Here is a 16,299-nt window from a genome sequence, read left to right as displayed (position 1 = left end):
GTGCGTGTATATGTAGTCAGGCCCCACCCGGGCGTCGATGGAGGAGAGAAGATGACGGCAGGCGAGGTCACGGTCGGCGAACCATCGCTACCGAACGGTCCGCCGCTGCCGGTGCTGCTTCAGTCGTTCCTCTTCGGCAAGTACCGACACCGGTACATACCCCTGCTTCGGCGCCGATATGGCGACATCTTCACGATCCGGATGGCGCCCCACAATCGCACCATCGTGCAGCTGACCCGCCCGGAGGACATCAAGCGCGTCTTCACCGGCTCGCCGGATGTCTTCCACGCCGGCGAGGGGAACGCCGTGCTGGAGCCGATCATGGGAAACCGCTCGGTGCTGCTGCTGGACGGTGGCGAGCACATGCGAGTACGGCAGTTGCTGATGCCGGCCTTCAACGGCGCCGCGCTACGCGGCTACGGCAACATGATCGCCGAGATCACCCGGGCGCAGGTGGCGACCTGGCCGGTCGGGAGCGCGTTCGCGGTACAGAAGTACACGCAGCGCCTGACTCTGGAGATCATCCTCCAAGTCGTCTTCGGGGTGACCGACGAGCAGCGTCTGGCCGAGTTGCGTCCGGTGGTTGCCGGCGTCGTCGATCTCAACATCGTCACCATGATCGGTTGGTACTACAAGCCACTGCGGAGGGTGTGGCCGTGGCGCCGGTTCGCGCAGCTGCGTTCACGCCTGGACGAGCTGATCTACGCCGAGATCGCCGAGCGCCGGCTCGCGACCGATCTCGGCCGGCGAACGGATGTGCTCTCCACTCTGCTGTCGGTCTCGCCGCAGGAGTCGCTCACCGATGCCGAGCTACGAGACAACCTGATCACGCTGCTGCTGGCCGGGCATGAGACGACCGCGACGGCGCTGGCCTGGGCGTTACACGATCTGGCCCGTAACGACGCGGTTCAACGACGCGCTCAGCAGGCCGCGGATGAGGGCGACACACATTATCTGGAGGCGGTGGCCAAGGAGGCGATGCGGCTGCATCCGGTGATCTACGAGGTGGTGCGGAAGCTGAAGCAGCCGGTCGAGATCGGAGGTCACCTGCTTGCGGCCGGGGTGTCGGTGATGCCGGGCGTGGGGGTCGTGCAGTCCGACCCGGCGAACTTCCCTCACCCCGAAGAGTTCGATCCGACCCGCTTCATCGATTCGCAGCCGGCCGCCAACACGTGGATTCCGTTCGGTGGTGGCGTGCGTCGCTGCATCGGAGCCGGCTTCTCGCTGGTCGAGGCGGCGGCGGTGTTGCAGGAGGTACTGGGGCGCTTCGACGTCGTCGCCGAGCGGCAGCGGCCGGAGCCGGCGGCCAGCCGAAACATCACACTCGCCCCGTCGAGGGGCTCACGAATCGTGCTCAAGCGTCGGTAGCCGTAATGTCACCAGGATGAATGATCGCTTGGTGTGGATCGACTGCGAGATGACCGGTCTCGAGTTGAGCCACGATGCTCTTATTGAAATCGCCGTCGTCGTCACCGACGCCGAGTTGAACGTGCTCGACGAGGGGCTGGACATCATCATCAACGCCCCCGACGCGGTGCTGGACAACATGGTGCCGTTCGTCCACGACATGCACGCCAGCTCCGGCCTCACCGATGAGGTGCGAGCCAGCACGGTGACGATGGCCGACGCCGAGCAGCAGGTGCTGGCCTACATCAAGCAGCACATTCCGGAGGCCAAGAGCGCGCCGCTCTGCGGGAACTCGATCGCCACCGACCGAGGCTTCCTGGCCCGGGACATGCCGGAGCTAGACGAGCACCTGCACTATCGGATGATCGATGTCTCCTCGGTGAAGGAGCTGGCGAAGCGCTGGTATCCGCGGGTCTACTTCGCTCAGCCGGCGAAGGGCCTGGCCCACCGGGCCCTGGCTGACATCCTGGAGAGCATCCAGGAGCTCCAGTACTACCGATCGACCGTCTTCGTGCCCCAGCCGGGGCCGAGCAGCGACGAGGCCCAGGCCGCAGCCAATGCGGTTCTGACCAGTGCCGGCGGGCAGGTAGACTAACCTGCGCGCAGCGAGCAGTCGCTGCGCCATGGTGGGTGTAGCTCAGCTGGTAGAGCGCCGCGTTGTGGTCGCGGATGTCGCGGGTTCGAGTCCCGTCACTCACCCCACTGTGTAGGTAGGCCGGTGCCCTCGCGGGCGCCGGCCTTCTGCGTTGCCGGGCCGTTTGTCCTGACCGTCGCCTTGTCCTGACCGTCGCTTTGTCCTGACCGTCGCTTTGTCCCGGCCGTCGCCTTGTCCCGGCCGTCGCCTTGTCCTGACCGTCGAGGGGTCAGCCTGCCCAGTAGCCGCGGACGAAGGTTGCCGTGTTGATCACGAGCAGCAGCGTGGAGGTCGCGCAGACTCCCCAGACGAGCACCCTGTGCCGGCTGGTGACGAGCCAACGGGCGATCATGATGACGATCGGAAAGGCCAACACCGTCGAGCGCGGCACGGACTGGTAGAACGAGCTCGTCATCAGCGAGAGCGCGGTCAATCCGACGTAGGTGAACTCCGGCCAGCGTCCCCGGCGGGCAAACAACACCAGCGCGGCGATCAGGAGGCCGGCGAAGAGCAGCTCCATGGTCGTCTGGTAATCGCCGACCCGACTGGTGGCGAGCTGCAGGTTCTCAAGCGTCTTGTGAAGGGTCCTCCAGGGCCAGGTCGTGTAACGATCCCAGCCCTTGCGCTGCGCAATGAACCAGCCGCCCCAGCTGCCGGTGGCGGCTCGGATCCAACCGAAGTAGATGAGTAGCGCACCGAGGGGCAGCAGAAGTCCGGCTGCTCTGCGCTGCACCAACGGTTCTTGACTGGCCCGTGCGGCAAGCACGTACATGACGACGATTCCGGCGAGCAGGAAAATCCCGTTCACTCGCATGAACGTAGCAAGCGCGCACCAGATGCCGGCCCAGATCCAGGCTTGGTGACGTGCAGCCAACCACGCGGCGAGCGCGAACGCGAGGAATGGTGCCTCGGAGTACGAGGCCATCAGGAAATGCGAATACGGCCCGGCCAGCAGCACGATCACACTCACCGTGGCCACTCGCGCCCCGAGACTCTCGGCGGCGAGTTTGTAGAGGAGCACCGACGCCACAGCCGCCCCGCTCCAAGCGATCAGTGCGAGAGCTATCTGGTAGTCGCCGAGCGTCGTGTGGCCGAGGCCGAGCAGAGTCGCAAGGTAGCGGCCCGCGAGGGGATACCCCGGGAAGAACGCAACGTTGACGTCGTGCCGACCGCGGCTGAGGTAGCCATGCGCCGCGACCCGCCAGAAGTGGCCCGAGTCCCAGTGCGCGAAGACACGAAATATCCAGCCATAGGTAGGGCCTCGATCGAGCCGGGGCGATGGCGCGATCGCGGTGACGACGGTCGCGAAGAGGAGGTAGGCGCACCAGCTGACGAACCACAGGCCGATGCCGACTCGGATCGCCTGGCTCCACGACGTGTCGACTTCGCCGTCAGCAAGGACGCCTCCGGCGTTGACGTCGCGGCGGAGAGTCGCCACGCTCACCGAGCCGTCGCCCGCGTCACCCCACCGTCGCCTTCGCATCGTCCCCCCGAACGTCGCCGAAAATATAGCAGCGCAACTTTGACTGCCCCGTCCGACCTTCCGTCACGCGGCCGCAGAATCATCGCCCACCTTGTCCTTCGAAGATCCGATTTCACGCGGCAAACCGGTCGTTCCACGGACAGAGCGCCCGTGGCTAGGCAACCTGAGACTCTCGGCGGCCAGCTACAGTCGGTCGGCTGAGTCTCGGTCACTTCGGGTCAAGCTGTTGATCAGATACCGGACTTCGTCCTGATCAATGGTGCCGTCGATCAGGTCGCCCAACTCATCGAGTCGTCCCACAGCCTCGCCGATTTCGTCTTCGTACCTGAGTTCCCAGTCGATATCGACCGGACCCGTCGACTCCGAGCCAGGCCGTCCCGGAATGAAACCCCAGCGAACAAGCGACGCCCAGCGCTGTGCGTCGTCGGCGGAGATCTGTCCCGATCCGAACTTCTGCAGAACGCTCACAACCGCCTCAGGCTTCAACACCAGCGGCATTGATGCGACGCATGACGCCAATTCCTCAGGCTTGGCGGATTCAATAACCTTTATTCCGCTAACCTCACCCAGTAGCACGTCGCTGAGCGCAGCCAGGATTTGAGCCCTCATTCTGTTCCGATCTCAACAACTTCGTTCACGTTTGGAAGCACAGCCTGCCCTCCCCTGCGGTATCGAAATTCCGGCTTGCGAGCAGTGCTCCACCTTGGGGCGAATATCGTCGGCTGTGTAAATGTCGGCCGTCTGCCAACGGACTCGCTTCCCACCGAGGTCCGACTTGGGTGCCGTCGCGCAGTTCCGGTTACGCGCCAGGATAGCTAATGAAATACGCTCCAGCGCCGCAGACAACTCACAATCGCTTACCCATTACGCTGTACATCTCCAGAACGCCTTCTCTCACAGCGTCGGAAGGTTCAGCGCTCAGCACTTCCCCGAGCCGATGATCCAGCGGGTAGCCGCCTACCCACATCTCTATCAGCCGATCACGGATGAAGTAGCCCAGATTGTCGTCGTCGTTTGCCAACTCCACCATGACCGCTCGCAGTCCGTTTAGTCCACCACTGCGGGCCAACACGGCGGCCGCTTCCTCGCCAACCGCCGTGTCAGGGTCGTCGAAGCATTGAACAAGCCGCTCAAATACTCGCTCGCTAATACCGTCGCGCTCTAGCGCGCGAACGGCCTCGACACGGATCGAAAAATCCGGTGAATCGATCGCGGCAAAATGCTCTTCAAGAGTTGCATCCGGCAGGTCATCACTCGTATCAGAAGTCATGGGATCTCACTTTGGGTTGCAGGACGAACAGAAAGTCCACGTGGATAAGTGCCACCTGTAGGATTCTTATCATGAACAAAGTCAACTGTATGCGGTGTCGGAACTCCGTTGTGCGAGCGACCTGAGAGGTCGACTCGCTTCGTAATGTATCCGTTGGCGTCGTACTCCGCATAGTTTGCCACCTCTCCGGATGGAGAGCGTTTCACGAGCAGGCCGTTTGGCGGCCCATCACTAAAGGGCAACCTCTGCTTCGGCCACCGAGCCGCCGCATCGAGCCGCTCAGCTAAGGACCTTACCGCCCTCAATTGCGACGATGAACCTCTCGCTTCAGTCAGCGCGACGTCTGCGGCTGCTTTGGTCACTTTGCTGATGACTGGGATCGCGTTGGCCGACTTCATCGCGGCCAGGCTGACCTTCAGCTCCAAGAACTGCTTCAGGGCCCGGGTCGTTGTGATCACCGTGTCGAGGGCATCGACCACACCCTGGGCGATCCGGCCGGCCGTCTCGATCAGCCGTCCCAGGATGCCGCCGACTCGCGTGGCTACGAGCGCGGCCCGAGCGGCCACTGCTCCGGTTGCCGCGGCGTCGGAGATCCCTGCTGTGAAGATCGTCAGCCCAACCCCGATGACGGCAAACGCCGCGCTCTGCTCCACCAGGTCCCGCAGTTCCGCGATCACCTGAGAGTGCACGTCATCCAGGTTGTCGGCATAGCTCCTACAGGCACCGCCCAGGCTCTCGCAGGCCTGCGCCAGCACTTCGGAGTGCCCACCGAACTCCGAGAGGTAATCCGCGATCAGCGGCACCTCGGGCGATTGCTGCCCGGCCAGGTGATTGTCGGCCAACGCCGACACACTCGGCTCTCGAAGTGCTGCGGCCATCGAAGTCCAGGCCTCGGCCGTCGAACGCAGCTTCCCCTGATGACCATTGGGCCAGAGGTACCCGACCAGCCCCGATATGAAGTGCCACCCCGCTGGTGTCGCTCCTGAGCCCCCGTGCGCCGAGTCCGGTGTCGGCAATTCCAGCACTTCCGAGCCGGAGCCGACGTAGGACGGGCTGAACGGGTAGTCGCTGGATGGCGGTGCGCACTGGTCAGGGATCACCGAATTCAGCTCCGACTGCGAGTGGTTAGCCCCGGTGGCGGCCATCAGCGTGGAGAAGTGCGCCAGTCCCGAAACATAATTCTCGATGCCGTCCAGTGCCTCCCGTACCCCGCCGTCGTAGGCGACGGCCCAGGCGGTACCGCCGTGATCGCTGCCGGATATGCCGCCGGTTGCGGCCAGAGCGGAGGAGAGACGCAGTGCGCCGTCGGACGTGGTTCGCTCCAGGCTCCGCAGCGATCGGGCGGCCCCCTCGAATGCGAGCGGATCAACCGCTAGCGAAGGTGCGGTCATCGCCACATCCCCACATTGACCTCGATCGCCGTGGAGTAGTTCGCCTGCGCTGTGCGGGCGGCCCCCTGTAGTGCGATTAGCGCACAGTGCAGTTCGCACGCTGCGGCCAGCCATCGTGCGTGCGCATCCGCGTGCCGGGTGGCGGCGTCTCCCCGCCACGCTTCACCGAGCGCGTTGACCCGATGCTCGAGTGTCTCCAGCCGTTCGTCCACGAATCCCGCGAAACCCCGCAGCCGGGCCACGACGTCGGCAAGTTCCTCGGTGTCGACGCGGTGCGTCATCCCGCGCGCCCGGCCGTGATCAGGGCCGACGCACTGCTCTCGTCGGAATCGACATAGGCCACCGCCGCCCGCTGAAGATCGCCGGACTCGTCTTTCAGCGCAGCGAGGATCAACCCGGTTGCCCGCGTGAACTCGTCGAAGGCCGACTCGAAGGACGAGGCGGCACTCCCACGCCAATTCATCAACAAAATGTTGACATCTGCTGAACAACTAGCCAATCCGGCCGTGAGCTCCTCGGCGATCGCCGCACACAACTCGGCAACCTGACTCACCTCGGCCGTCTTGGCGGCGAAGCCCTCTCCCATGTGCCCTCCCCGAATACCTGCAACACCTTCGGAGAAAAGATAGCGGGATTAAATGGGCAACAGGTCGCACCAATCGATTGCTGTGGATAACTTCGCGGGCACGATCACTCCATCCCGCGGTCACCGGCGACCACGTCACCACGCGTGGCGGCGTTCCGGACCGCGGCGGCGACCGCTATCGGCACGGACGGATCAAAGACGGAAGGGATGACGTAGGCCGTGTTCAACTGCTCATCGGAGACGCACTGAGCCAGCGCGGCCGCCGCCCGCAGCAGCATCTCGGTGGTCACCTGGCCGGCCCGCGCGTCCAGCAATCCGCGGAATACACCCGGAAACGCAAGGACGTTGTTGATCTGATTCGGGTAGTCCGACCGCCCGGTGGCCAGCACCGTGGCGTACTTGCGTGCCTGGTCGACGTCAGTCTCAGGGTCCGGGTTGGCCAGCGCAAAGACCACCGGGTCGTCGTTCATGTCACCTATCCAGGCGGCCGGTAGCACCCCCGGCGCGGAGACGCCGATGAAGACGTCGGCCCCGCGCAGCGCATCGTGCAGGTCACCCGAGATCCCGTCCGGGTTCGTCTTGCGAGCCAGCGCCCGCTTGGCCTCAGAGAGTGCCGGGTCCTCCGGCGCCAGGATCCCTTCACGATCCCAGACGAGGACGTGCCGAACCCCGGCCGCGAGCAGCAACTCCACGATCGCCGTACCCGCCGCCCCTCCCCCCGATACGACGATGCGTACCTCCGACAGGCCCTTGCGCACGCAGCGCAGCGCATTGGTCAGCGCGGCCAGCACCACGATCGCGGTGCCGTGCTGATCATCGTGAAATACCGGGATATCCAGCTCGGCGCGCAGACGGGCCTCAACCTCGAAGCAGCGCGGCGCCGAAATGTCCTCGAGGTTGATCCCGCCGAAGCCCGGCGCGATCATCTTCACGGTCTGCACGATCAGGTCAACATCCTGGGTGTCCAGGCAGATCGGCCACGCGTCGATGCCGGCGAACTGCTTGAAGAGCGCCGCCTTCCCCTCCATCACCGGCAGCGCGGCACCGGGGCCGATGTTGCCCAGTCCGAGCACCGCAGAACCATCGGTGACCACCGCGACCGCATTGCCTTTGATGGTTAGCTTGTAGACGTCCTCCGGGTTGGCGGCCAATGCGAGGGAGACACGCCCCACGCCCGGCGTGTAGGCCATGGAGAGGTCGTCTCGGGTCCGCAGCGCCACCTTCGACTCGACCGAGATCTTCCCGCCGAGGTGGAGTAGGAACGTCCGGTCGGAGACCCGGTGCACCTCAACGCCTTCGAGCGCCCGTAGTGCGGAGACGATCTCGTCAGCGTGTTCGCCATTCACCGCTGAGCACGTGACGTCGATGGTGATCCGGTCGTGACGGGATTCGGAGACGTCGATGGCGGTAACCATGCCTCCGGCTTCGGTGACGGTGGTCGCCAGGCGACCGACGACCGAGGCGTCCGGTAGGGCGTAGATGCGGACCGTGATCGAGTACGAGGCAGAGGTGGGGGTCGGCCGGGGGTGGGCCGAATCTGGGAGGGACATGACTAGATCATTCCAGTCGCCCTATATGACCGGTACCGTGCGCGCTACATCGGGGAAAGCTGGCCCACGACGGCCGATGCAGAACCACGGCACGGTCGATGGTAGAGTCCATCTTCGGCTCGGATTGCGAGCCGAGATAGATCGCCACGCGCCGTTAGCTCAATTGGCAGAGCAGCTGACTCTTAATCAGCGGGTTCGGGGTTCAAGTCCCTGACGGCGCACAGCAAGCCCCTCCGGAGGTTCCGGGGGGGCTTTTTCTGTCTCCCCGGTGAGCAGGTAGCCCAGGTCGAGCCCGGCCGCGTCGGCGAAGTCCGCGACCTCCTGCAGGTTCATCACCGTCTTACCGAGTAGCCGGCGGGAGATGAGCGAGCGTCCCATGCCGGTCTGCTGCTCCAGGTACATGGCGGTGATCCGTCGCTCGGCGAGCTGCCCCCGCAGTCGCCGAGCGACGGCCATATGAAATGGCTCGTCTTCGCGGCTATCCACCAGCGTCAATGAGGAAGTCATAGTGGGAATCTAGCGCGCTCAGCGCGCATTGGCTACACCCAATGCGATAACCAACGTCACAACGGGAAAAGTTTTTCTCAGTGCGGCGTGTCTCATGTTGACTTTTTCCCGCTCAGCGCGCAAAGTAGCTCCTATGACCCAAACAGTCGCTGACCGCGCAGCGGCCAACGTTCGAGCGGAGATGGCCCGCCGGGGCTTGCAGCAAGTGCACGTCGCCGGCCAGCTCGGCCTCACCCGCTCCGCGTTCTCCCGCCGCTTCCGCGGACACATCCCCTTCAGCGTCGTCGAGCTCGAAACCCTCGCGTCTCTACTCGACGTCTCCCTCGAATCCCTTCTCGGCGATCCCGTCGCCGCCTGAACGCTCCGGCTGGCCCCCTCCCGTAACCAGCCGGAGCTCCCCCACCACCTGAAAAGCCCAAGTAAAAACCCGGCACCTGCGTCAACAGGCCCGGGCACGACCGGAAGGAACCTCCGATGGACACAGATTACAGCGCATACCCGGCCCAGGCCATCAGCGACGAGCTGGCCGAATACCACGAAGACGCCTCACTCAAGGCGCTTCTCCCCCACCTCAGCGAGCAGCGGCTGGCCGACCTCACCGAAGACCTGGTGGCCAACCGCGCCCAGTTCGACGAACTCACCTACAACCCGGGGGACTTCATGGCCACCTACATGTGCGGCCTCGGCGCCGTTCAGTCCCGGCTGGACACCCTCGCCGACGAGTACGACGCCCTGATCGCCGACGCCATCGCCGCCAACGTGGCAGCTGGGCGGGCAGCCGCATGAGCACCAGCTGGAAGATCGCGCCCCGCTTCAAGGTGGGCGCCAATCTCCGCACGAACGCCGACCTGCGCGGCGTGATTGTCGATGCCCGCAAACCGGTCAGGCACGAGCGCGTGACCGTCTACACCGTCGAGTGGGCCAACGAGCGAAAGACGCGGCACAGCGGCTGGGAGATCCAGCAGATGTGCAGCCGGTTCCTGACGCTGGAGTCCGGCGAATGAGCGCACACATCACCGACGCCCAGCTGCTCGCGCTGGTCAAGCACTCGATCCGCTCTCACACCGACCCGAAGGTGCACGCCCAGTTCAACGCGCTGGCCGGACACGTCGACGTGTTCGCCCAGGCCGAGCTGCTGCGCGCCGACTGCACCCGCCCGCCTCACTGCGTGTTCGTCGAGCTGCGCAACGGCTCGACCGAGACCAACCCGAACCGCGTGGCCGCGAAGGTGCTGGCCGAACGGATCAACGCCAACGACCGCGGCTCCCTCGCGGCCCTCCAACTCGCTCAGGGCCTCAAGGCCGCGGGCGTCCACCTCCCCGTCTGGAACCTGCCCACGAAGGACCAACTGTCATGACGATCGCCAACTCGCTCCCGCCCATCCCCGGTGCACCCGCGCCCGCACCGGCCGTCCCCTCCGTCACCCCCGACATCAACAGCCGGCTGGACCAGCTGCTGCTTAGCTACGACGAGGCCAAACGCGACGCCGACGAAGCGAAAAAGCGCGTCGAGGAGATCACCAACGGCATCAAGTTCGAGCTCGCGCAGGCCCGCCCCGGTGAAGCCGAGATCGTGGTCACCAGCCCGCACTTGGCGCGCCCGCTCAAGATGCAGGCCATCGAGAGCTGGCGTATCGACTCCACCCGCCTCAAGGCCGAGAACCCGGCGCTCTACGTCACGTACGCCAAGAAGAGCACCAGCTGGAAGCTCGCGCCGGTCGGCGGCCAGTCGTCATGACCGGGAACTGTGTCGACTGCGGCCGGCTGATCAGCTCCAGCCGGCGACTCGAGGAACGCAGGGCGATCGGCGCTCTACGCCACTACAGCCACGGGCGTTGCGTCAGCTGCGGCCACCGGGTTGCGAAACGTTGGCTCACCCACCCGAGGGGCTCCCGCATCCGCGTCGCGCGCAGCAAGTACGCCCCCGATCCGGTGGCCGTTCAGCGGCTCCTCGCTGGCGACCTGAACGTGCACGTCACCTCCGCGGAGTTGCACGAGGCCGTCTTGGCGCTGAACGCCCGTGGCCTCTCCTCCAAGACGATCGCAACGCAGCTGCACATCTCGATGCGCACCGTCACCCGTCACCGCGCGAAGGCCCGCGACGCCGAGCAGGTGGCGGCATGATCTGGCTGCGCAAGCTCAAGTGCCGCTTCGTCGGCCACGACGACACCCTGCAGCTCGACGGGGTGTTCGTCACCGCCTGGTGCCTGCGCTGCGGGCGTCCCCAGATGTGGCTCGACCGATGACCGCGCCTCGCCGGGTCGATTGCACCTGCGGCCACCCCAGCATCGAGCACGCCCACGGTGGCCTGCGGATCTGCCTGCACACCGACGCCCAAGACCGTGCGAACTGCGACTGCAACGAGTACGACCCCGACGTGCCCGCTCCGAAACCGACCACCGCGCCGCCCGCTCTCAAGGCGGTCGCTTCGCCGGTGGCGCCCAAGCCCGTCAACCCGTTCCCACAGGAGTTCGGCCCGGCGACCGTCGCTGCCCCCGCGGCTGGGCCGTCCGCTGACGCGATCCTCGAAGAGGCCGCCACGTCGGACTCCAAGCGCATCGTCAACCTAGGCGAGCGGATCCGCCACGACCTGGACGTGCTGAACAACCGGCTGCGCGAAGACCGCGAGGGCGCACAGGCGCGACGTGCGGCCCGGGCCGAGATCGCCGAACTCGAGGCGGCGCTCAAGATAGCCAAGGCCAAGCTGCGGGGGGGGTCCGCGACGCCGGCCACGCCGAGCGCTGCTCCGCAGCAGCCCACACCGATCAAGGCCGCCGGCGAACACCCGTGCCAGTACGAAGGTTGCGACCGGGTATTCGACACCGCCCAGGGCCGGGCCGGCCATCAGCGCTTTGTGCACGAGGGCTTCGACCCGAAGGCCGTAGCCGCCGCAAGGTCGGGCGCTGAGTCGTGATCACCCTAATCGTGGTTCAGCTTCTCGTGGTCGCGCTGCTCGTCCGCGACGAACGCCGAGTCACCCGCCGCAGCCGTGAGGCTCGTCAGTGGGCTGAGCACTGCGCGTGGCTGGACTCGCTCAAGGACGTCCAGTCATGACGTTGTCCCCGGCCGCGTTCATGGCCTCAGCCCCCAAGCCGCTCAACGGCAACACCGCCTGGGCAGCCCGCTACGCCAACGAGATCCGGCGCGTGTTCCACGAGCACGCCGCCCAAGCCCCGCGATCGCTGCAGCTGCACCTGGGCCCGTCGGAGCTCGGTGTGGAGTGCGACCGGCAGGTGGCCGGCAAGATGGCCGGCTGCCCCACCACCAACCACGTCTTCGACCCCTGGCCGTCCATCCGCGGCACCGCGCTGCACGCCTGGGCCGCGGACGCCTTCACCGCCGACAACGTGCGAAAGAACGTCATGCGCTGGGTGGCCGAGCAGCGCGTCACGCCGCACCCCGACCACCCCGGAACCGCCGACCTCTACGACGCGCAGGAGCGCTCGGTCGACGACCACAAATTCTTGGGCGAATCCAGCCTGGCCAAAGTTCGATCGGCCAAGGGTCCGTCCAGGCAGTACCGAGTCCAGCTCCATCTCTACGGGCTCGGCTACCGCAACATGGGGCTCCCGGTTGACCGGGTTGTCCTGCTCGCCTACCCCGCGACTGCCGGGAGCCTTGACGGGCTCTACGTCTGGGAGCAGGCACACCGCACCAGCGACATCGACGACCTCCTGCAAGTGGTCTTCGAACAAACCGCTACTCGCCAGCACTACGCCCGCGAGATCCACGCAGGCCGGCTGCAGCTGTCTCAAGTCCCTTCCACTCCTGACTCTGACCTTTGTTACTTCTGTCCCTTTTATAGGCCTCAGAGCGCCAAAGACGGCGGCGTCGGGTGCCCCGGAACGGCGGGGTCCAATGGCTAGGCCTCGACTCGGCGTCACCGCCGCTGAGCGCTTCTTTGCGTTCGTAGAGAAGGGCTCCACCGACGGTGACTGCTGGGAATGGCGGGGCTACCGCCAGCCGCTCGGCTACGGGCGTTTCCGCGTCGAGGGGCGCAAAACACTGGCCCACCGCTACGCCTACGAGCTGTTGGTCGGTCCCATCCCGGACGGGTTGTCACTCGATCACCTTTGCCGGAACCCACCTTGCGTCAACCCGGCGCATCTAGAACCGGTCACTCACCGCGAGAACGTACTTCGCGGCGAGGGGCCTGCGGCACATCACGCGACCAAAACCCACTGCCCATCTGGTCACGCGTACTCATCCGAAAACACCGTTGTCGATAACCGAAATCGCAGGGTGTGCCGAACATGCAAAACCAACTGTCAACGCACCCGACGCGCACGTCGCAAGCAATTGCAGTCGGCCAAAGACGGCGGCGTTGGTTGCCCTGGCACCGCCAGCTCGTAGCCAACGCCGCCACCCACTCACCCAGCGTCACCCAACAATCGAAAGGCAATTCTCATGACGCAGTTCGCACAGCCGGGCTACCCGCCCACCTACGCACCGCCCGCTCAGCCGCAGTACGCACCGCCGCCGCAGTTCCAGCAGCCGGTCTACCAGCAGCCCCCGGCCCAGTTCCCGGTGCAGCAGGGGTACCCGCAGCCGCAGATGGCCGCTCCCGCCCAGCCGCTGGCCCAGGGCTCCCTCGACGACTTCTACAACCAGCAGAGCACCGGGGGAGGGAAGTCACTCGCGTTCGAGCAGCCGGGCCAGAGCTACGTCGGAATCGTCGCGCGGCCGCTGAGCTCCGGTGACATCCAGCAGCAGACCGACACCCAGGGCAAGCCGTTGTTTTTCCGGGACGGCAGCCCGAAGTTCGTGATGAAGGTGCCGCTGCAGATGGAGCCGAGCCCGACGCACCCCGACGGTCTGGGCACCTGGTACGTCAAGGGCGCCACCCGCGACGAGCTGGTGCGGGCGATGGCAGAGGCCGGCGCTCCGGTCGGACCGCCGGAGGCCGGCGCCGCCATCCAGATCACATTCACCAGCACGCGGCAGAGCGGCCCGGGCATGAACCCGGCCAAGATCTTCTCGGTCGCCTACCAGCGCCCTGGGGTCATCACCCCGGCACCCGCGCAGCCGCAGGCCGCCCCGGTGGTTCAGCAGCCGGTTCAGCAGTACGTGCCGCCGGTCATCCAGCAGCCGCAGGTCCAGGCCTCCTACGCGCAGCAGCCGGTTCAGCAGGTGCCTGCCCAGCCAGCGGTGCAGCCCCCGCAGGACTTCAACGCGGAGCAGCAAGCCCTCATGGCCCGGCTGACCGGCCAGCAGTAACCCGCCCGCGGGCCAGCGCTACTGGGGTGGCGCTGGCCCGCACCCCCAACTTTCTAAGGAATCCAGAATGCCCGCTGTCAGCGTCGACGACATCCAGGTGGAGATCGTCGAGAAGCGCACCGGCACCATCACGCTCACCGCGATGCCGACCGGATGGGAGATCGTCGGCGTCTCGGCTAAGTACCGCCAGTTCGGCCAGGGGCAGGTCTACCGCTACACCGTGAAGCGGTGCGATTGTCGGGATAACCCGGCGTCCGAGATGCGTCATCCGATCATTGCCAAGCGGAGTAGACACGCGGACTCTGAGTTGAAGTACCGCGTCGCGGCCAACACGGGCTCCCGGACGTTGTGCCCGAAAGAGCCTGGCCACAACAACAGCTGCCACAACACCCTCGACCACTGCAAAGGTCACGGTCACGAGGAGAAGGTCCGGGCCCTCTTCGAAGCGGTCTGCAAGAGCTACCGATGACCGCCGCAGTCCACGCCGAGATCGCCGCCGACGGCCAGCGCATTGTGCTGATCGCCGCCGGCGCGATCGAGGACATTGCGTTCACCGCCAAGCAGCTGCAGCAGACCACCCCGCTATTCAAGACCAGCAACCCCAAAGGTGCCCTGCTATGCCCGCTCACTTGGGCGGCCGTCGTGCAGCTGGCCGCGGTCTACGGCCCGGCGTGGCGACCAGGCCCGAACCTCCAGACCTGGATAACCGAACAGATCAGCGCGCGCACGGCAGACCTCACCACGCCGCTGCGCGCGCCGATCCCAGACGGCTACACCCCGCGCCCGTACCAGGTGGAAGGCGCCAACATGATCGCCGCCACCGGCCACACCCTCATCACCGACGAGCCCGGCACCGGCAAGACGATCACCACCATTCTCGGCCTAATCGAGCTGTGGGGACGCTCCATGAACAAGGAGAACCCCAGCCCGATGCCGATCCTGGTGATCTGCCCGGCCAGCGTCGTCGACCCCTGGGTGCAGGCCTTCCGCGACTGGATTCCGTTCTGGCGCACCGCGGCCTGGCGCGGCTCCCCGAAGCGCCGACGCGGCCTGATCGGTGAGGCCGATGTCTACGTCACCAGCTACGACACCGCGCGGATGGACGCCAAAGACACCAACCCCGCACACTCTCCGCTCATCGAGCTCGACCCCCGCGCCCTGGTCGCCGACGAGTGCCACCTGATCAAAAACCACCATGCCGCCCGCTCGGCCGCGGTGCGCCGGATCGCCCGCAACGCCAAAGCATTCGTCGCGCTGTCGGGCACCCCCATCACCCACCACCCCGCCGACCTCTGGCCCACCCTCACGTGCCTCGCGCCGGGCGCCTGGCCCTCACGTGAGCGCTGGGTCAACCGCTACTGCCTCTCGGTCCCCGCCGACTACGGCGAGACGATCCTGGGCCTTCACCCCGGCAACGAACCCGAGTTCCGCACCACCCTGCTCGGCCAGCAGCGCCGCGTCGCCAAAGCCGACGTGCTGGACCAGCTGCCGCCGAAGGTCTACTCGGTGCGCGCCGTCGAGCTGCCCCCGGCCTACCGCAAGGCCTACGACGCGATGGAAAACGACATGCTCGCCCAGATGCCCGACGGCGGTGAACTGTCGGTGATGAGCGTGCTCGCCCAGATGACGCGGCTGTCGCAGCTGGCCAGCGCCGCGGCCGAAGTCACCACCACGACCGAGATCAACGACTCCGGCGAGCAGGTCGAGCACGTCAGCGTGACGCTCACCAACCCCAGCTGGAAGGTGGACGCGATGCTGGAGATCTGCGCCGAGCGCCCCGACCAGCAGGTGGTGGCCTTCGCGCCGTCCGCGCAGCTGATGCGCCTAGCCGGGGAATCCGCCGCGAAAGCCGGGCTGCGCGTCGGGTACGTCATCGGCGGCCAGTCCATGAAAGACCGCACCGAGACGGTGGAGAAGTTCCAGGGTGGCCACCTGGACCTGATCTGCGCGACCACCGGTGCTGGCGGCGTCGGCATCACCCTCACCGCCGCCAGCACCGTGGTGTTCCTGCAGCGCCCCTGGTCGCTGGTCGAGTCGATCCAGGCCGAAGACCGAGCCCACCGCATCGGCTCCGAGCGGCACGAATCCATCGAGATCGTCGACATCGTCGCGCTCGACACCCTCGACACCCGGGTGCGGGCCGTGCTCCGCGAGCGCGCCGGCCAACTCTCCGCCCTAGTGCAAGACCCTCGCATCGTCGCCGAGCTGCTCGGTGGCGCGTCAGTCCACCCCCTACGAAAGAAGGCCAGCTAGCC

The 16,299-nt window shown here is 66.1% G+C and carries 24 protein-coding genes and 2 tRNA genes; 18 read left to right on the top strand and 8 right to left on the bottom strand.

Going from position 1 to position 16,299, the window contains the following annotated elements; all coding sequences use genetic code 11:
* The first annotated feature begins 51 nt into the window (after positions 1–51).
* From CPH63_RS10560 to CPH63_RS10550, 3 genes are all read left to right on the top strand, one after another.
* Positions 52–1,368, top strand: coding sequence for a cytochrome P450 (locus tag CPH63_RS10560; protein ID WP_096302933.1), 1,317 nt, complete (start codon positions 52–54; stop codon positions 1,366–1,368).
* A gap of 16 nt (positions 1,369–1,384) precedes the next feature.
* The gene (gene orn, locus CPH63_RS10555) at positions 1,385–2,002 is read left to right on the top strand and encodes an oligoribonuclease (protein WP_096302932.1); all 618 of its coding nucleotides are present in this window, start codon (positions 1,385–1,387) and stop codon (positions 2,000–2,002) included.
* Between the two features lie 31 nt (positions 2,003–2,033).
* Positions 2,034–2,109 (top strand) — tRNA-His (locus tag CPH63_RS10550).
* A gap of 161 nt (positions 2,110–2,270) precedes the next feature.
* On the opposite strand, the gene CPH63_RS10545 is transcribed toward CPH63_RS10550, so the two are convergent.
* The 7 genes from CPH63_RS10545 to CPH63_RS10515 form a co-directional block, all read right to left on the bottom strand.
* On the bottom strand, positions 2,271–3,524 hold the full coding sequence (locus CPH63_RS10545) for a mannosyltransferase family protein (RefSeq protein WP_157749451.1): 1,254 nt from the start codon (positions 3,522–3,524) through the stop codon (positions 2,271–2,273).
* A 183-nt stretch (positions 3,525–3,707) separates the two neighbouring features.
* Complete coding sequence (locus CPH63_RS10540; protein WP_157749450.1) at positions 3,708–4,133, bottom strand: hypothetical protein; 426 nt, start codon at positions 4,131–4,133, stop codon at positions 3,708–3,710.
* A gap of 238 nt (positions 4,134–4,371) precedes the next feature.
* Positions 4,372–4,794 carry a HEAT repeat domain-containing protein gene (locus CPH63_RS10535; protein ID WP_096302929.1) on the bottom strand — a complete coding sequence of 141 codons (423 nt, stop codon included), beginning with the start codon at positions 4,792–4,794 and terminating at the stop codon, positions 4,372–4,374.
* On the bottom strand, positions 4,791–6,185 hold the full coding sequence (locus CPH63_RS10530; protein ID WP_157749449.1) for a polymorphic toxin type 24 domain-containing protein: 1,395 nt from the start codon (positions 6,183–6,185) through the stop codon (positions 4,791–4,793). Before CPH63_RS10530 ends, CPH63_RS10535 begins: the two co-directional genes overlap by 4 nt.
* On the bottom strand, positions 6,182–6,466 hold the full coding sequence (locus tag CPH63_RS10525; RefSeq protein ID WP_096305064.1) for a WXG100 family type VII secretion target: 285 nt from the start codon (positions 6,464–6,466) through the stop codon (positions 6,182–6,184). The genes CPH63_RS10530 and CPH63_RS10525 overlap by 4 nt, the downstream gene beginning before the upstream one ends.
* The gene (locus tag CPH63_RS10520) at positions 6,463–6,771 is read right to left on the bottom strand and encodes a WXG100 family type VII secretion target (protein WP_096302927.1); all 309 of its coding nucleotides are present in this window, start codon (positions 6,769–6,771) and stop codon (positions 6,463–6,465) included. Before CPH63_RS10520 ends, CPH63_RS10525 begins: the two co-directional genes overlap by 4 nt.
* 104 nt (positions 6,772–6,875) lie before the next feature.
* The gene (locus CPH63_RS10515; RefSeq protein WP_096302926.1) at positions 6,876–8,321 is read right to left on the bottom strand and encodes an NAD-dependent malic enzyme; all 1,446 of its coding nucleotides are present in this window, start codon (positions 8,319–8,321) and stop codon (positions 6,876–6,878) included.
* 148 nt (positions 8,322–8,469) lie between these two features.
* Here CPH63_RS10515 and CPH63_RS10510 point away from each other — a divergent pair.
* Positions 8,470–8,542: transfer RNA gene (locus CPH63_RS10510), tRNA-Lys, on the top strand.
* Here CPH63_RS10510 and CPH63_RS10505 read toward each other — a convergent pair.
* Positions 8,508–8,828: a helix-turn-helix domain-containing protein gene (locus CPH63_RS10505; protein ID WP_157749448.1), complete on the bottom strand. Its 321-nt coding sequence runs from the start codon at positions 8,826–8,828 to the stop codon at positions 8,508–8,510. The two genes, CPH63_RS10510 and CPH63_RS10505, sit on opposite strands and share 35 nt — an antisense overlap.
* A gap of 133 nt (positions 8,829–8,961) precedes the next feature.
* On the opposite strand from CPH63_RS10505, the gene CPH63_RS10500 reads away from it, so the two are divergent.
* The 14 genes from CPH63_RS10500 to CPH63_RS10445 all read left to right on the top strand — a co-directional run bounded on the left by CPH63_RS10500 (position 8,962) and on the right by CPH63_RS10445 (position 16,297).
* Positions 8,962–9,186, top strand: a complete 225-nt coding sequence (locus CPH63_RS10500) for a helix-turn-helix domain-containing protein (RefSeq protein ID WP_096302924.1) — start codon at positions 8,962–8,964, stop codon at positions 9,184–9,186.
* Positions 9,187–9,302: 116 nt separating this feature from the next.
* Positions 9,303–9,614, top strand: coding sequence for a hypothetical protein (locus CPH63_RS10495; protein ID WP_096302923.1), 312 nt, complete (start codon positions 9,303–9,305; stop codon positions 9,612–9,614).
* On the top strand, positions 9,611–9,832 hold the full coding sequence (locus CPH63_RS10490; protein WP_096302922.1) for a hypothetical protein: 222 nt from the start codon (positions 9,611–9,613) through the stop codon (positions 9,830–9,832). The genes CPH63_RS10495 and CPH63_RS10490 overlap by 4 nt, the downstream gene beginning before the upstream one ends.
* Positions 9,829–10,185: a hypothetical protein gene (locus tag CPH63_RS10485; protein WP_096302921.1), complete on the top strand. Its 357-nt coding sequence runs from the start codon at positions 9,829–9,831 to the stop codon at positions 10,183–10,185. Before CPH63_RS10490 ends, CPH63_RS10485 begins: the two co-directional genes overlap by 4 nt.
* Positions 10,182–10,565, top strand: coding sequence for a hypothetical protein (locus tag CPH63_RS10480; RefSeq protein WP_096302920.1), 384 nt, complete (start codon positions 10,182–10,184; stop codon positions 10,563–10,565). The genes CPH63_RS10485 and CPH63_RS10480 overlap by 4 nt, the downstream gene beginning before the upstream one ends.
* Positions 10,562–10,951 carry a LuxR C-terminal-related transcriptional regulator gene (locus CPH63_RS10475; RefSeq protein WP_096302919.1) on the top strand — a complete coding sequence of 130 codons (390 nt, stop codon included), beginning with the start codon at positions 10,562–10,564 and terminating at the stop codon, positions 10,949–10,951. Before CPH63_RS10480 ends, CPH63_RS10475 begins: the two co-directional genes overlap by 4 nt.
* Positions 10,948–11,073: a hypothetical protein gene (locus CPH63_RS23405; RefSeq protein WP_256385826.1), complete on the top strand. Its 126-nt coding sequence runs from the start codon at positions 10,948–10,950 to the stop codon at positions 11,071–11,073. Before CPH63_RS10475 ends, CPH63_RS23405 begins: the two co-directional genes overlap by 4 nt.
* Positions 11,070–11,741 carry a hypothetical protein gene (locus tag CPH63_RS10470; protein ID WP_096302918.1) on the top strand — a complete coding sequence of 224 codons (672 nt, stop codon included), beginning with the start codon at positions 11,070–11,072 and terminating at the stop codon, positions 11,739–11,741. The genes CPH63_RS23405 and CPH63_RS10470 overlap by 4 nt, the downstream gene beginning before the upstream one ends.
* On the top strand, positions 11,738–11,881 hold the full coding sequence (locus tag CPH63_RS22235) for a hypothetical protein (RefSeq protein WP_157749447.1): 144 nt from the start codon (positions 11,738–11,740) through the stop codon (positions 11,879–11,881). Before CPH63_RS10470 ends, CPH63_RS22235 begins: the two co-directional genes overlap by 4 nt.
* Entirely contained in the window at positions 11,878–12,693 is an 816-nt protein-coding gene (locus CPH63_RS10465) for a hypothetical protein (protein ID WP_096302917.1), read from the top strand. The genes CPH63_RS22235 and CPH63_RS10465 overlap by 4 nt, the downstream gene beginning before the upstream one ends.
* On the top strand, positions 12,686–13,180 hold the full coding sequence (locus CPH63_RS23675) for an HNH endonuclease signature motif containing protein (protein WP_096302916.1): 495 nt from the start codon (positions 12,686–12,688) through the stop codon (positions 13,178–13,180). The genes CPH63_RS10465 and CPH63_RS23675 overlap by 8 nt, the downstream gene beginning before the upstream one ends.
* Positions 13,181–13,234: 54 nt before the next feature.
* Positions 13,235–14,044: a hypothetical protein gene (locus tag CPH63_RS10455; RefSeq protein WP_096302915.1), complete on the top strand. Its 810-nt coding sequence runs from the start codon at positions 13,235–13,237 to the stop codon at positions 14,042–14,044.
* A gap of 67 nt (positions 14,045–14,111) precedes the next feature.
* Positions 14,112–14,513, top strand: coding sequence for a hypothetical protein (locus CPH63_RS10450; protein WP_096302914.1), 402 nt, complete (start codon positions 14,112–14,114; stop codon positions 14,511–14,513).
* On the top strand, positions 14,510–16,297 hold the full coding sequence (locus CPH63_RS10445; RefSeq protein WP_096302913.1) for a DEAD/DEAH box helicase: 1,788 nt from the start codon (positions 14,510–14,512) through the stop codon (positions 16,295–16,297). The genes CPH63_RS10450 and CPH63_RS10445 overlap by 4 nt, the downstream gene beginning before the upstream one ends.
* The last annotated feature ends 2 nt before the right edge of the window (positions 16,298–16,299 follow it).

Origin of the sequence: Jatrophihabitans sp. GAS493 (assembly GCF_900230215.1) — a bacterium.
Taxonomy (GTDB): Bacteria; Actinomycetota; Actinomycetes; order Mycobacteriales; family Jatrophihabitantaceae; genus MT45.
The sequence above is the reverse complement of the archived record's forward strand: the minus strand, read 5'-3'. Positions and strand labels throughout refer to the sequence as shown.